Here is a 13,762-nt window from a genome sequence, read left to right on the forward strand (position 1 = left end):
GCCCCGGCGCATTCCAGGTTTTGCACCCCGCCGAGCTGGGCGGAAATTCACGCCACTTCGGCACGCGAGGGCCCGAGCGCGGGGCATTTCCTTGAAATGCCGGCACCGGAGCTGACAACGGCTATGCGCCCATCGCCGCCCACGGAGCACACAGGGCCGACCACGCGCCGAAGGTGCATCCGATCCACCAGCTTGGGGCAACGCCCGGAGCAATTTGGTGCCCAACAACCCACCGTGCCCTGAAGTGGCGCGACCCGATGACGCCCTTCTCGAGAGTCGGGTGTGCCGTGCTGAATTCCGCCCCTTCAGGGCGGGATGAATTGTGCGAACCAAGGCACCCAGGGCGCTGCCCTGGGCTGGTGAATTCACGCCCCGCTGGGGCGCCCAGACAACGCAGGGGGCGCGGCCATTCAGCCGGTATTGGGACAATGTCGTTGCCCGGGGCCGCCGTCCTTGGCCGGTGCGTTGTGGCCCGTTGGGAGCAAAAACCACGGCGTGGCGAAGGCGCGAAATCGTCCCGACCCTTGCTGATTTGGTGAGAGAGGTTTGCAGGAGCCGCTTGGGGAGCCCATCGGCAGGAAGCGTCGGCTCAGGCAAGGGCCCGGGTGCGGCCGATCCGCTGGCAGCTAGATCATGGATTCCGCGCGCCTCCGCAACCCGCGACAAGCTCGAGGCCCTCGCCATCGCCGTCGATTGGAGTTTCCCCAGTCCCCGAGCTCGACGAGGGCACCAGGCCGCTGCGCATGCAAAAGATCTCCTCGCTTCGTCGGACCCGCCGCCGACAATTCCGCACCTCGAATCCGCCCGTCGAATCCTGCAAGGCAATCCAGCCCTGAAGGGCCTGCCCTTTTCGCCACGGGCCCCGGACAGGCCCGGCCCCCCGATCCACGGCACTCCCTCGCCGGTCAAGGAAACCTTCTTCCACCGGCCCTCGGTCGAGCCGCCCGTCGCGACCGACCTCAACTCCGGAGCTTGCGCTCGAGGATTTCGCCCACCAGCACCGGATTGGCCTTCCCCTTGCTCAACTTCATGACCTGGCCCTTGAGGAAGTTCAGCGCAGCAGTTTTCCCGTTGCGATAATCCTGCGCCGGCCCCGGATGCGCAGCCAGCACCTGATCGCACAGGGCCTCCAACTGCGTGGCGTCGCTGACCTGGGCCAGCCCTCTCTCCTCGACAATCGCCGCGGGGGATCGGCCGGTGGCGAACATCTCGGCAAACACCTGTTGGGCCGCACTGCTGCTGAGGGTTTGGTTCTCGATCAGATGGATCAGCTCCAGCAGGGCCTCCGGCGGGAACTTCAGGGACTCCAGGGCGGGCGGCGGCGGGAGGGGCGCCTCCGGATCGGCCGCGCGGGCCGCGGCGATCCGGGCCTCGTGCGCCTCGGCCAGTTTGGCCCGCAAATTGTTGATGATCCAGTTGGCCAGCAACTTGGGATTCCGCGTCCGCGATGCCAGATGCTCGAAATACGCCGCCAACGCGGGATCGGACTTGAACACCTCCGCGTCCGAGGCCGGCAGGCCGTACTGCTGCATCAGCCGACGCTTGCGCGCCAGCGGCAGCTCGATGCAGCGGGCGCGGATGGATTCGAGCCAGGCCGGCTCCGGCACCAGGGGCAACAGATCCGGGTCGGGGAAATACCGGTAATCGTGCGCCTCCTCCTTGGTGCGCATCTCTTCCGTGGTGCCGGTGGCCTCGTCCCAGCGCCGCGTGGACTGCACCAGCGTGCCTCCGGAGCGCAGCACGGCGATCTGCCGTTGGATTTCGTACTCCAGCGCCCGACGCACCCCCGAGAAGCTGTTCATGTTCTTGATCTCGATCTTGGCCCCCAACCGGTCGCTGCCCCGCGGCCGCACGCTCACGTTGACGTCGCAGCGCACCATGCCCTTCTCCATGTCGCAATCGCTCACACCGCCTTGCACCAGAATCTCCTTGAGCGCGGTCAAATACGCATAGGCCATGTCGGCGCTGGTAATATCGGGCTCCGACACAATCTCCAACAGGGGAACCCCGGCGCGGTTGAAATCCACCCCACTGTGCCGCTCGAAGTGAAAGCTTTTGCCCACGTCCTCCTCCAGATGCGCCCGGGCAATCCGCACGCGCACCACCCGGCCCTCGAACTCGAACTCGACATAACCATTCCGCGTGGAGGGACGATCGTACTGGGTGATTTGGTAGTTCTTCGGCATGTCCGGATAGAAGTAGCTTTTCCGGTCGAACTTGGCGTACGACGGCAATTCACAGTTCAACAGCATGCCCGTCAGCAGGGTCAGGCGGATGGCTTCTTCGTTGGGCACGGGCAGGACACCGGGCAAACCCAGACAGACCGGGCACACCAGCGTGTTGGGCGGGGCACCGAACTGGTTCGGACAACCACACCACATCTTGGACCGGGTCTTCAGCTGCACATGAGTTTCCAGGCCGATGACAGCTTCGTATTCCATGGCATCAGAAAAGGTGGCCCTTCTCAGACCGGCCGCACCCAATCAGCCGCCGTTCCCGCCCCGGCAGGTTTCAGGAACCGGGCGGCCTGCACCGGATCGAACCGATGGGCCACCGGGACCCGTCGGCCGATGCCGAAGGCCTTCGTGGTCACCTTCAATCCGGGCGGCGCCTGCCGTCGCTTGTACTCGCTGCGCTGGATCATCCGCACCACCTGTTCCACCGTGACGCGATCGAACCCGGCCGCCACCATCTCCTCCATCGTCTGCCCGCGTACGACAAAGGCCTCCAGGATCGCATCGAGCACCTCGTAGGGCGGCAGGGTGTCCTGATCGGTTTGATTGGGCCGCAGCTCCGCCGAGGGCGGCTTGGTCAAACAGGCCTCCGGAATGATCTCGCGCTCCCGGTTCACCCAGCGCGCCAGGCGATACACCATCGTCTTGGGCACGTCGCTGATCACCGCCAGCCCACCGTTCATGTCGCCATACAAGGTACAGTACCCCACCGCCAGCTCGCTCTTGTTGCCCGTCGTCAGCAGCAGCGAGCCAAACTTGTTCGAAAGCGCCATCAGCAACAGTCCGCGAATCCGCGCCTGCAGGTTTTCCTCGGTGACATCTTCCGCCAGCCCGGCAAACAGGGGTGCCAGTTGGGCCCTGCACGCTTCGAACACCGACTGGATGGGCAGCACGTCATAACGAATGCCCAGCCGCCGGGCCAGCTCCCGCGCGTCCTGCAAACTGCCGGGGGAAGAGTATTGCGAAGGCAACGACAAGCCGTGGACATTCTCCGCACCAAGGGCCCTCGCGGCGATGCAAGCCGTCAGGGCCGAATCGATGCCTCCGCTGAGCCCCAGCACCGCCCGCTGGAAGCCGCACTTGCGAAAGTAATCCCGCGTGCCCAGCACCAGTGCCGCCCACACCATGGCCTCCTCGGAAGGCTCGCAAAACGCCCGGGGCTGCGCGTCCTCCAGATCCACCCAGAGCAAATCCTCCTCGAAGGCGCGGCCCTCGGCGATCAGGCGTCCCTGCGCGTCGAACACCAGACTGTGCCCGTCGAAGACCAACTCGTCGTTGCCACCGACCTGATTGCAGAAAACCACCGGCCGCTGGAGCTTGCGCGCCAGGGACTGCAACATGGCGTACCGCGTCCGGGTCTTGCCCAGCCACCACGGCGACGCCGACAAATTCACCAGGATCTCTGCGCCCGCGGCCACCAGGTCCGCCGGCGGATTGGATCGGTACCGTCGCTCGGGCCAGAAATCCTCGTCGTTCCAGATGTCCTCGCAAATCGTGATGCCCAGACGCCGACCGCGGAAGTCCACCGGCGGGTTGGAGGGCGCCGGATCGAAATACCGGTCCTCGTCGAACACATCGTACGTCGGCAGAAGCGTCTTGTGTCGCACCGCCACCACGCGGCCCGACTGCAACAAGGCCGCCGCATTGGCCAGACCCCGCCCCGGACGCGAGGCGCTTTCATCCACAAAGCCCACCAGCAATGCCGTCGTGCCCGCGGCCGCCGCCAGTTCTTCCAATGCGGCACGGTTCGCAGCCAAAAAACTGCGGTCGTACAGAAGGTCCCGCGGCGGATACCCGGTCACATACAGCTCCGGAGCCACCACCAAATCCACGCCCGCGGCCGCCCCCTCCCGGTACACTTCCAGCAGCCGGCGCACGTTGCCGGCGAAATCGCCGATGGTGGGATTCAGTTGTGCCAGCAGCAGCCGCATATACAGGTCGCCCCTCGACGCCAAAGCGCCCTTCATCGAAGCCCGAAAAACGTTTCGCGCAAACTGCCCCGCTCCGTGCGGATCAACGTCCCGGGCCCCAGTCCGTGTTTCCGGAACCAGTTCCGCGGCACCTCCAAAACATATTGCACCCGATCGGACTGCGAGGGCACCGGCCGCTCGTCCATCGGTTCCAAATCCACCACCTCCAAAATCACCCCTTCAGGATCGATGTAGGCGGCCGACAGCGGCACGCGACAGTTTCGCATCCAAAAACTCCGCCGATCCGCATTCGGGAACACGAACAACATGCCGTGGCCCTCCGGCAGGCTTTCCCGAAACATCATACCCGTGGCGATCTCCACCGGACGCCGCGCCACCTCGGCCACCAGCTCCTGACTGCCCAACCAAAGTTTCACCGTGGGCAGGGGCGGCTGAGCATGCAGCAGGTGGCCGTGCACCGGGTCCACCTCTGGAGCCAAACCCGCCGGCTCGGGTGGTTTCCCACAACCCGCTCCGACGCCCCACAATCCCAACGCCACCACGGTCCAGGCCATGATCCAACGGCTCACAGCCGCTCAGCATGACGGATCCCCCTGCGCAATTCAACCGAAGCCTCTGCGCGCCTCCGCAGGGGCGCATTTCCGTTTTTTGGGTCCCGGGTCCAAAAAAACCGGGGCAATGCCGCTTCCGCTCGGTTTCCCCTGATCGAGGTGGCCCGAATCTTGCCGAGTTTTCGGGGCTGTCCAACACAAGAAATGCGTCGGACAGCGGATCTGCGGCGGCCGCTGGACCCGCCTGCACCCACGCTCGGGCAAAAGCCTTCCCACCCCGCCCCGGCAACTCCCCACCAAACGCGCGTCTTCGGCACGTGGTGGCTTTTGCCCCGAAGGCGGCGCGGACGCATCCGCCAGGGGGGACGCCTCGAGCAACCCCGCTGCCTCAACAGCGGCTGAATGGCCGCGCCTCCCGAGTGTTGTCTGCGCGCCAACGCGGCGAGAATGCAACCCCCAGGGCAGGGACCCGGGTGCCCAGGTTGGCGCAATCCATCGCGCCCTGAACGGGAGGCAATTCGGTGGGCCAGGCCGGGCCCTCGCGACGGGGATGATCCAGGGGCGCCCGTTCGGGGCGCGGTCGTGGTTCGGGCACCGAATTTTCGGCGCGTTGCCCCCGGCTGTCGAATTGAACGGGCCTTGGGCACGCCGGGCGCTTGCATCGCAGCAACCACCGATCTAACTATCGGGCATGCTGACACGACGGGAAGCCCTCAAACGGACGACCATGGCCTTTTTGGGACTGGCCGCTGCCAGCCACACGCGCGCCCAAACCTCGTCGGCCCCGGCCGAACCGTTCGCCCTCCCTCCACTGCCCTATCCGGTGGACGCGCTGGAGCCGCACATCGACGCCCGAACCATGGAAATCCATCACCAGCGACACCACGGCGCCTATGTGGCGAACCTGAACAAGGCCGTTCTCGCCACACCCGAGTTGCAGGGACGTCCCCTGGAAGAAATGCTCAGCCATCTGGACCGCGTACCCGAATCCGTGCGTACCACGGTCCGAAACCACGGAGGCGGCCACTACAATCACACCTTGTTCTGGCAAATGATGAGCCCGCGCAAAACCTCGCCGGCGGGCGAACTGGCCCGGGCACTGGAAACCGCCTTCGGGAGCCTGGCCGCCTTCCAAGAACAGTTCACCGCCGCGGCTTTGCGCGTCTTCGGCAGCGGCTGGGCCTGGCTGGTGTGGCAGCGCGGCCAGTTGCGCATCCTGACCACGCCCAATCAGGACACCCCTTTGGCAGAGCAGGCGCATCCGCTTCTCGGGGTGGATGTCTGGGAACATGCGTACTACCTCAAGTATCAGAACCGCCGTGCCGACTACGTGGCCGCCTGGTGGAACGTCGTGAACTGGGAATTCGTGGCCGAGCGTTACGCCCGCCGACCCGCCTGACCCCCGGCCACGCCTGATCTGCCCATCCGTTGCTCCGCCGCCGCACCACTCGAAGAAGCGTCAAAGAGCGCTTGTATTGCGCAGCCCTGAACCCTTCCCGCGCCAGACGCCCGCGAAGAGCGGGGCGGCAGGATGTCGGGCGCGAGATCACCCTCTGAGCGCGCCGGTTTCACCTCGTCGGTGCCATCCACAGAAAGGCATGGCAGCGCGCGCACTCGGTGCTGCTGGTGCAACTGCCGGAAGCGATCACGGCCTTGTTGGAATACGGCCCCGGGGTGACCGCCTCTGCCGGCTCGATTTCTGCGCCGCTCACCGACCGGGAGATCCGGCACGCGGGCCGTTCTCCGCTCCCTTCCCCGTTTTGCGCTGGCCAACGGAGAGGCGGCGGTCTTTACTGCTGCCCCCATGAAACGAAGTGCATATGCACAGGCAGGCGTGGACATTGCGCTGGGCAACCGGCTGAAGGCCAACCTGCCCCGGCTGCTGGCGCAGGCCCGCCGACCCGAGGTGCTGGGCAAGGTCGGGGGGTTCGGCGGACTGTTTGCCTTGCCCACGCGGCGCTATCGCCAGCCCGTGCTGGTGTCGTCCGTGGACGGAGTCGGCACGAAGCTCAAGATCGCGTTTGCGATGGACCGACACGACACGGTCGGGCAGGACCTGGTCAACCATTGTGTGAACGACATCGCCGTCCTGGGGGCCGAGCCCCTGTTTTTCCTGGATTACATCGGGACCAGCCGACTCGAACCGCGGGTGTTCGAAGCGCTCGTACGCGGTCTGGCCGCCGCGTGTGCCGCCAACCGCTGCGCCCTCATCGGCGGCGAGACTGCACAAATGCCCGGCTTTTATGCCCCCGGCGAATACGATTTGTGTGGCGCCATCGTCGGGCTCGTGGAGAAGGCCGCCATCCTCGATGGGCCCCGACAGGTGCGCCGAGGGGATGCCGTCGTGGGTGTGGCTTCCAGTGGGTTGCACACCAACGGGTATTCGCTGGCGCGTCGAGTCTTCTTCGAACAATTGAAACTGCGTCCCGACAGCTACGTGCCCGAGTTGGGGACCACGGTCGGCGAGGAACTCCTCAAGGTTCACCTCAGCTACGGTCCCTTGATCCGGACGCTGCTGCGCAAGTTCAACGCAGGGGCGACGGCTTCCAGAACGGCGCGCACCCGCAACAAAGGCGCGATTCACGCCCTGGCCCACATCACCGGGGGCGGTTTTATCGACAACATTCCCCGCGTGTTACCCGACTCCTGCGACGTGGTGATCCGGAAGGGGACGTGGGACGTGCCTCCCGTATTCCGTTACCTGGCAGAGCGTGGGCGCATCCCCGAGTCCGAAATGTTTCACGTCTTCAACATGGGGATCGGTCTGGTGGCGCTGGTGGCGGCGGAAGAGGCCGATGCGATCGTCCGTACCATTCGTCGGCACGGCCACGCCGCATGGTGCATCGGCGAAGTGGTTCGCGGGCAGGGGCGGACACGGATCGAATAGCGGAGCCCGGCGGGCGGGCGCTCGGGCGGGCCGCCCCGGCCGCAAGGGAGCAGTGAGGGATTCAATGCCCGTGGCCCTGGGAGCCCTGCGGAGCCGGCAAATGGGGGGATTCCACCGGGTCGTGCGCATGGGGAACGGATCCATGCTCCGGATGGGCGTGCCGACCGATCCAGACCGCGAGGGCCACGCCCACCACGAGAGCCACGGTCAGTTTCGTCCGATCGTGGGCGTGGAACTGCAGCTCCGGCAGCAGGTCCGCACAGGCAATGCACAAGAAGGTACCGGCACAAAACGCCAGAGCCGCTCCCAGCCAGGCCGGGTGCGCTTCCCACACTGACTGTCCGCTCCAGTAAAACGCCAGGGCTGCCAGCGGCGTCACCAACGCAAACGCGAGATTCACCGGCACATACCAACGGCGTTGCGTGCCCGCCGCCACCATCAGGGTGGTCACGGACAACGCACAGAACGGCTTGTGGAACACCACCGCAAGGGACGTCCCCACTCCCAGGCCATGCCCGTGACCGTGATCGGCGGCCGCCACGGAAGCCGCCAGCGCCAGGCCGTCGAAAATCGAGTGGAGCGACAGGCCCAGAGCGACGCCGATCCAACCCAACGGACCGCTTCGCAGCAGGGAGGGCATGTGGGCGTGGCCGCAAGCCGAAGCGGGCTGTCCCTCCAGCACATCATGCTCATGAAAAGGCAGAAATCTTTGCAGGACGAACATGACCAGGAAGCCGGCCACGAACCAGCCCGCCGCCTGTTCGACCGACCCCATGGCCCCGGCCGCGTGAGGGAACAGCTGAAGCAGCGCCAAACCGAACATGAGTCCCGCCACCATGCTCACCGCCACCTGCAACCGTGTATGCGTCAGGGCCAGCCAAAACGGGACCGCGCCCCCCGCAAACGAGGCAGCGCCCACCACCACGCAGGACACCAGCAATTGAACCCACGGTGACACGGCGATGTCGTTCATGGTCTTGTTCTCCGACTCCAGCCCCCAACCCTCTGCCCGGCTTCCCAGCGGCGCGCTCATGCCCTGCCCGTCTTGAAACCGACCCGGCTTGCGCCAGCCCGGGCAGCCCTTGCCCACCAAGGTTACGATCGCTGTCAACAGCGTCCCGGCCTGCTCCGCACCCGCGTCATCCTATGGCCTGGCGCCGTTTCGGAACAGGCTTTTCCCTCGGCACCAAGGGTCATGGGGGCTTTCGTCTTTCGAGCCCCCGGATTCAAGAATCCCGGCAAAATGACATTCTCCCCCGGCCTTCCCGGGTCGGTGAGGCCCGAAATCCCGTCGAGCCTTCGGGCGGTCGAAAACCTCAAATGCGTCGGAGAGTCCCGAGCTCCATGGAAAGCGACGAATGCACCGCACCTGCCGACTCTGCTTGTGCTGGATTCTCACGGCGCGTTCCGCCAGCGCGGCGTTTGCCCGCGAATCTCTCCCACAGGATCTCCGAGGAGGCACACCGGCTGAACGTCACAGTGCCCCCGGACCTGCCCGCACGAACAATCCCGGACGACGCGTGCAAGTTCCCACGAAGACCAGTGGGGGAACGATCGACAACAGGCCGGCCCGGGGCTGACCCATCTCGTGCGAGTGCCCATACCTGCAGCGGGCTCAAAGTCTCCGCCGGTGCAGACCGGGAGCGTGCCGCCGCCGTACTTCTGTCAAACGCCTTGGATCAACGGACAACCCGCTCAAGGAGTGGCTCCGGGCCGTGCGGTTCTTCGGACGGCAGGGGCACAGGCTCGCCCGGGTCGAACGGCGCGTTTTCTTCCGTGCAAAGGGATGCGTCCTCGGTTAGAAGAAAAGGGCGTGAAAACGGTGGGCATCATCCCGGCCCGGTACGGTTCGACGCGGTTTCCCGGCAAGCCTCTGGTTCCCATTGCCGGCAAGCCGTTGTTGCAACATGTGATCGAGCGATGTCGCCAAGCCCGGCGGCTGGCCGACCTGGTGGTGGCCACGGACGATCCCCGGATCGCCGAGGTGGCCGCGCGTTTTTGCCGGGTGGAGATGACCCGTGCGGATCACCCCAGTGGGACCGATCGCGTCGCCGAAGTGGCGGAGAAACTGGAGTGCGAGGCCGTGGTCAACATCCAGGGGGACGAACCCCTGGTGGACCCGGCGGTGGTGGACGCGGTGGCCGGGGCTCTGGAGTCGGCGGAAATGTCCACGGCCGCCGCCCCGTTGGAGCAACCGGAGGACTATCACAACCCGAACGTGGTCAAAGTGGTGGTCAGCCTGTCGGGTCGGGCGCTGTACTTTTCGCGACGGCCCCTGCCCTATTTGCGGGATGCAGCAGACCAGCCCGTGCCGGTCCAGCTGGGCCGGTTTCCGTTTCTGCGTCACGTCGGGTTGTACGGGTACCGCCGGGCCACCCTGTTGCAACTGGTTCGCTGGCCCGTGTCGGCCCTGGAGCAGGCGGAGCGGCTCGAGCAGTTGCGCGCCCTGGAGCACGATGTGGCCATCGCCGTTGTGCGCGTGGCCCACGCCGGGGTGGGCGTGGATGTCCCGGAGGATGTGGCCCGTGTCGAACAGCTTCTGGCCGCTGCCGGTAACGCTGCGGATGCCGCCGCGGTCCAACCCCTTTCGAGCGTGTCACCATGAAATTCATTTTCATTACCGGGGGCGTCATCAGTTCCCTGGGCAAGGGCCTGACGGCCGCGGCGCTGGGGACTCTGCTGGAGAATCGCGGACTTCGCGTGGCCCTGCAGAAGTTCGATCCCTACCTGAACGTGGACCCGGGCACGATGAGCCCGTACCAGCACGGGGAAGTCTATGTGCTGGACGACGGTGCGGAGACCGACCTGGACCTGGGGCATTACGAACGTTTCACCCACACCAAGCTCACCCGGCTCAACAACCTGACGAGTGGCCAGGTCTATCAAACCGTCCTCAACAACGAACGGGAGGGCAAATACCTGGGCAAAACCGTCCAGGTGATCCCCCACGTGACCGACGAAATCAAGAATCGCATCCGGCTGCTGGCCGAACACACGGGCGCCGACGTGATCATCACGGAGATCGGGGGCACCACCGGCGACATCGAGGGTTTGCCGTTTCTGGAGGCCATTCGCGAGTTTGCGCACGAAGTGGGGCCCGGCAATGCCATCTTCATGCACGTGACGTATGTGCCGTTCATCAAGGCGGCCGGGGAACTGAAAACCAAACCGACGCAGCAATCCGTGGCGAAACTCCGCGAAATCGGCATCACGCCCCACATCATCGTCTGCCGTTGCGAGCGACCGCTGGACAAGGAGCTGCGTCAAAAGATCTCCATGTTTTGCAACGTGCCGGTGGAGGCGGTGGTCGAGGAAAAGGACGTGGACCACACCATCTACGAGGTCCCGCTGATGCTGCAGCGCGAGCGGGTGGACGAGCTGGTCTGCCGGCTGCTTCGCCTGGACACGCCGCCGGCCAACATGAGCCACTGGCAGGAAATCCTCCGCAAACTGATCGCCCCGCAGCATCGGGTGCGCATCGGGGTGGTGGGCAAGTACATTGGCCTCCAGGATGCCTACAAATCGGTGTACGAAGCCCTCAGCCACGGCGGCATCGCCCATGACTGCGGCGTGGAAATCGCCCGCATCGAGGCCGAGGAAATCGAAAAACACGGTCCGGAGGCGCTGTTGAAGGATCTGGCGGGGATCCTGGTGCCGGGCGGCTTTGGCGAACGGGGCATCGAGGGGAAGATTCTGGCGGTGCGGTACGCCCGGGAACGCCGAATTCCCTATCTCGGCCTTTGTTTGGGCATGCAGGTGGCCTGCATCGAATTCGCCCGCCACGTGCTCGGTTTGGACGGGGCTCACTCCACCGAGTTCGACCCGGACACGCCGCATCCAGTGATCGCGCTGCTGGACGAACAGCGTCAAATCACCCGCAAGGGCGGCACCATGCGGCTCGGCGCCCAGCCCTGCCAGTTGAAGGTGGGGACCCGGGCCGCTCAACTGTACGGGGCATTTCTGGTGCAAGAACGGCACCGGCATCGCTACGAGTTCAACAACGCCTATCGCGAGGCCTTCGAGCAGGCCGGCATGGTCTTCAGCGGCCTGTCCCCGGATGGCAAGCTGGTGGAACTCATCGAACTGCCCGACCACCCGTTCTTCCTGGCCAGTCAGTTTCATCCGGAGTTTTTGAGCAAACCGCACCAGCCGCACCCGCTGTTTCGGGGGTTTGTGGGGGCCGCGCTGCTGCACACCCAGAAGGGGCGCTAAGGTTCAAGATCGGGTCCGACCCGCTCCTGGAACGCCGCGCCTCCCCGGGGCCCCTGCCCGGCGGTCGGGCAGATCCGGCAGTGACGTTTCCCCCTTGAGTTGCCGATTGACCGCCCGCTTTAATGGCCCCGCGATGAAACCACGGCTGGCCCGTGTCCAACGCGTGACAAGGGAAACCCGGATTCGCCTCCGCCTCAATCTGGACGGACGCGGCACCGCCCGGGTCCACACCGGGATCCCTTTCTTCGACCACATGCTCGAACTGTTCGCCCGGCATGCGGTCATGGACCTCACGCTCCGCTGTCAGGGAGACCTGGAGGTGGACGCACATCACACCGTGGAGGACTGCGGGTTGGCCCTGGGACAGGCCTTCCGCGAAGCCCTGGGCGACAAAACCGGCATCCGCCGCTACGGCACCGGGTTCGATCCCCGAAACCCTTTCACCGGGGAGGCTTACGTGCCCATGGATGAATGCCTCGCCCGTTGCGTGGTGGATTTCGGCGGCCGGCCCTTCCTGGTCTGGCGCGGGCTCGATGACCTGGCCTATGCCCGGCTGCCCCGGGACTGGAAACAGCAGGATTCGGCCTGCGCGTTTCGGTTCGGCCTGGCGCGGGAGTTTTTTCAGGCCTTCGCCAACGAGGCCCGGTGCAATCTTCACATGGAACTGCTGTATGGCGACGAGCCCCACCACATTGTGGAAAGCCTGTTCAAAGCGTTCGCCCGGGCCGTGGACCAGGCCTGTCAGCGGGATCCGCGCCTGCAGGGCATTTTACCCAGCACCAAGGGCCGGCTTTGAACGGGTTGAATAGCCCGGCCGACGGCCGCGTCGAACCATGCAGAACAACCGCGATCTCTCCTCGGTTTCCGACGAGGCGCTGGTGCAGGCGGCCAAACAGGGGCATCTGGAGGCGTTTGAAGAACTGGTAGCACGGCACCGGGACAAGGTGTACGCGCGAGCCCTGACGATCCTGCACAACGAGGAAGATGCGGTGGATCTTTCCCAGGAAGCCTGGATCAAGGCCTGGCAACGGTTGCAGCAGTTCCAGGGCGAATCGAGCTTCGCCACCTGGATCACGCGCATTGTGATCAATGTATGTCTGGACCATCTGCGCCGGCAAAAGCGGCTGCCGGTCGAGTCGCTCGAAGCGCTCGAAGAAGAGACCGGCCTGCGGGATGCCATCCTGCCCCCGGTCACCGTCAATCCGACGGCCGGCCTGGAGCGGGCCGAGCTGCAGGCGCGGATCTGGCAGGCCCTGGGACGGCTCAGTGCGGCGCATCGGACCGTGTTGATCCTCCATGAGTTCGAGGGTATGGAATACCGCAAGATCGCCGAGGTGATGGGCTGTTCCATCGGCACGGTCATGTCCCGGCTTTTTTACGCCCGTCGCCACATGGCCAGGCTCCTGAAAGATTTGAAAGACTCCGAAGATTCCAAACCCAAACCATGACGCGCGACGAACAACTCAAGTTGCAAGCCTGGTTGGACGGGGAGCTGCCCGAGTCCGAGCGCCAGGCCTGGGCGGTCCGCTGGGCCGAGGATCCGCAGGCTCAGGCGCTCCTGGAGGAGCTGCGCCTCGTGCAGGGCACCCTCCGCCGCTTCGATGAAGGCCAGCTCCGCGTGCCCGAAACTCGCGAGTTCTACTGGAGCCGGATCGCGCGGGCCATCGAGGCCGGAGCCGGGCCGGCGCCCGCGCCGGCGCCGGTGACCCGCGGCTTGTGGCAATGGCTGCTTGAGTGGAAGCGGTGGCTGGCCCCGGCAGCCGTGCTGGCCAGCCTGGCCGTGGTGCTCACCCTGAGTTTGCCGGGCCACGGACAATCCGATTACCCGGAGGTCCACGTCTCCCAGGCCGACAACTACGCGACCACCTACCGCGACGACGAACGGCTCCTGACCCTGGTGTGGTTCAGCTACCCTCCCGAAAGCCCTTGAGCTTCCGCCCATGATCC

General features: G+C 65.5%; 11 protein-coding genes. 7 read left to right on the forward strand and 4 right to left on the reverse strand.

Annotated elements, in window-relative coordinates; genetic code table 11:
- Positions 1-959: 959 nt before the first annotated feature.
- From gatB to ACPDIT_RS03030, 3 genes are read right to left on the reverse strand one after another with little or no spacing between them, the layout of a single operon-like run.
- Complete coding sequence (gene gatB / locus ACPDIT_RS03020; protein ID WP_423441413.1) at positions 960-2,441, reverse strand: Asp-tRNA(Asn)/Glu-tRNA(Gln) amidotransferase subunit GatB; 1,482 nt, start codon at positions 2,439-2,441, stop codon at positions 960-962.
- A 23-nt stretch (positions 2,442-2,464) separates the two neighbouring features.
- Positions 2,465-4,165: an NAD+ synthase gene (locus ACPDIT_RS03025; protein ID WP_423441415.1), complete on the reverse strand. Its 1,701-nt coding sequence runs from the start codon at positions 4,163-4,165 to the stop codon at positions 2,465-2,467.
- Positions 4,166-4,197: 32 nt separating this feature from the next.
- Positions 4,198-4,734 carry a DUF192 domain-containing protein gene (locus ACPDIT_RS03030; RefSeq protein ID WP_423441417.1) on the reverse strand — a complete coding sequence of 179 codons (537 nt, stop codon included), beginning with the start codon at positions 4,732-4,734 and terminating at the stop codon, positions 4,198-4,200.
- 673 nt (positions 4,735-5,407) lie between these two features.
- Here ACPDIT_RS03030 and ACPDIT_RS03035 point away from each other — a divergent pair.
- Together ACPDIT_RS03035 and purM are read left to right on the forward strand one after the other, a co-directional pair.
- A complete protein-coding gene (locus tag ACPDIT_RS03035; RefSeq protein WP_423441419.1) occupies positions 5,408-6,115 on the forward strand; it encodes a superoxide dismutase in 708 nt (235 codons plus the stop codon).
- 405 nt (positions 6,116-6,520) lie between these two features.
- Entirely contained in the window at positions 6,521-7,603 is a 1,083-nt protein-coding gene (purM, locus tag ACPDIT_RS03040) for a phosphoribosylformylglycinamidine cyclo-ligase (protein WP_423441421.1), read from the forward strand.
- A gap of 61 nt (positions 7,604-7,664) precedes the next feature.
- On the opposite strand, the gene ACPDIT_RS03045 is transcribed toward purM, so the two are convergent.
- Entirely contained in the window at positions 7,665-8,636 is a 972-nt protein-coding gene (locus tag ACPDIT_RS03045) for a ZIP family metal transporter (RefSeq protein ID WP_423441423.1), read from the reverse strand.
- Between the two features lie 780 nt (positions 8,637-9,416).
- On the opposite strand from ACPDIT_RS03045, the gene kdsB reads away from it, so the two are divergent.
- The 5 genes from kdsB (at position 9,417) to ACPDIT_RS03070 (ending at position 13,745) form a co-directional block, all read left to right on the forward strand.
- Positions 9,417-10,208: a 3-deoxy-manno-octulosonate cytidylyltransferase gene (gene kdsB, locus ACPDIT_RS03050; RefSeq protein WP_423441425.1), complete on the forward strand. Its 792-nt coding sequence runs from the start codon at positions 9,417-9,419 to the stop codon at positions 10,206-10,208.
- On the forward strand, positions 10,205-11,815 hold the full coding sequence (locus tag ACPDIT_RS03055) for a CTP synthase (RefSeq protein ID WP_423441427.1): 1,611 nt from the start codon (positions 10,205-10,207) through the stop codon (positions 11,813-11,815). The genes kdsB and ACPDIT_RS03055 overlap by 4 nt, the downstream gene beginning before the upstream one ends.
- Before the next feature lie 133 nt (positions 11,816-11,948).
- Entirely contained in the window at positions 11,949-12,611 is a 663-nt protein-coding gene (gene hisB, locus ACPDIT_RS03060) for an imidazoleglycerol-phosphate dehydratase HisB (protein ID WP_423441429.1), read from the forward strand.
- Between the two features lie 37 nt (positions 12,612-12,648).
- A complete protein-coding gene (locus tag ACPDIT_RS03065) occupies positions 12,649-13,263 on the forward strand; it encodes an RNA polymerase sigma factor (RefSeq protein ID WP_423441430.1) in 615 nt (204 codons plus the stop codon).
- Positions 13,260-13,745, forward strand: a complete 486-nt coding sequence (locus ACPDIT_RS03070) for an anti-sigma factor family protein (RefSeq protein ID WP_423441432.1) — start codon at positions 13,260-13,262, stop codon at positions 13,743-13,745. Before ACPDIT_RS03065 ends, ACPDIT_RS03070 begins: the two co-directional genes overlap by 4 nt.
- Positions 13,746-13,762: the final 17 nt, after the last annotated feature.

Source organism: Limisphaera sp. VF-2 (assembly GCF_049537125.1).
Taxonomy (GTDB): domain Bacteria; phylum Verrucomicrobiota; class Verrucomicrobiia; order Limisphaerales; family Limisphaeraceae; genus Limisphaera.

Excerpts from the sequence above, each read along its gene's own strand:
- ACPDIT_RS03065 (WP_423441430.1), top strand. The coding sequence starts at position 12,649 with ATGCAGAACAACCGCGATCTCTCCTCGGTTTCCGACGAGGCGCTGGTG.
- ACPDIT_RS03035 (WP_423441419.1), top strand. The coding sequence starts at position 5,408 with ATGCTGACACGACGGGAAGCCCTCAAACGGACGACCATGGCCTTTTTG.
- ACPDIT_RS03045 (WP_423441423.1), bottom strand. The coding sequence starts at position 8,636 with ATGAGCGCGCCGCTGGGAAGCCGGGCAGAGGGTTGGGGGCTGGAGTCG.
- gatB (WP_423441413.1), bottom strand. The coding sequence starts at position 2,441 with ATGGAATACGAAGCTGTCATCGGCCTGGAAACTCATGTGCAGCTGAAG.
- purM (WP_423441421.1), top strand. The coding sequence starts at position 6,521 with ATGAAACGAAGTGCATATGCACAGGCAGGCGTGGACATTGCGCTGGGC.
- hisB (WP_423441429.1), top strand. The coding sequence starts at position 11,949 with ATGAAACCACGGCTGGCCCGTGTCCAACGCGTGACAAGGGAAACCCGG.
- ACPDIT_RS03025 (WP_423441415.1), bottom strand. The coding sequence starts at position 4,165 with ATGCGGCTGCTGCTGGCACAACTGAATCCCACCATCGGCGATTTCGCC.
- ACPDIT_RS03070 (WP_423441432.1), top strand. The coding sequence starts at position 13,260 with ATGACGCGCGACGAACAACTCAAGTTGCAAGCCTGGTTGGACGGGGAG.
- ACPDIT_RS03055 (WP_423441427.1), top strand. The coding sequence starts at position 10,205 with ATGAAATTCATTTTCATTACCGGGGGCGTCATCAGTTCCCTGGGCAAG.